This window comes from Deltaproteobacteria bacterium (genome assembly GCA_011773515.1).
GTDB lineage: Bacteria > Desulfobacterota > Deferrimicrobia > J040 > J040 > WVXK01.
Map to the genome: position 1 here is coordinate 1,637 of WVXK01000010.1, position 633 is coordinate 2,269.

Below are 633 nucleotides of genomic sequence, written 5' to 3' on the forward strand. Positions count from 1 at the left end.
CCCAACCGCATTCCCCTGGGTCTCACCGACGGGATCATCTGCATATCGGATTACGTGAAATCCTCTATCACGAGGAAATATCCGTGAGTCGAGGAAAAAACCGCCATCATACCCACGTCTATCGACTCCCGCCCACTTCACCTGGTGCCGTCCCGACCCGGGCATACTCGGCGAGCTTAGAATCGGCGAAAAGACCCCGGTGGTCATGGTCGTTGGCAGGTTCGAGAGAAAGAAGACCTTTCCTGCGCAAATTCTCGTCGAATCCACAAAAGAAGTGGAAAAAAAGATCCCCGGAATAACAGCGGTGCTCGTCGGACACGGCAACGACATCGACATGCTGAGGGAGTGCGGAGCGGAAACGAACTCCTCCCTGCAGAGGGATGCGGTTAAAATTCTCGGTTTTCGGAAGGACGTACGGGAACTGCTCTCGGTAGCCCGCCTCGTGGTGGGAACAGGGAAGGCAGCTATCGAAGTGATGGCCTGCGGGAAGCCCCTGATCGGCGCGGGACGGTACGGAACCGTCGGGCTCGTCATACGTGACAGGGCGCAGGCCGCCGAAGATACTCTCTTCGGCGATCTCGGGCAGGCAGAGCCGATTACCGTGCACAATCTCTCAAAAGAGATGCTGCGGCT

General features: G+C 57.5%; 1 protein-coding gene. It reads left to right on the forward strand.

Annotated features, from left to right (window positions below; translation table 11 throughout):
• Positions 1 to 199: 199 nt before the first annotated feature.
• Positions 200 to 633, forward strand: a 434-nt coding sequence (locus GTN70_01400; GenBank protein NIO15653.1) for a glycosyltransferase, incomplete at its 3' end; no start/stop codon positions are given.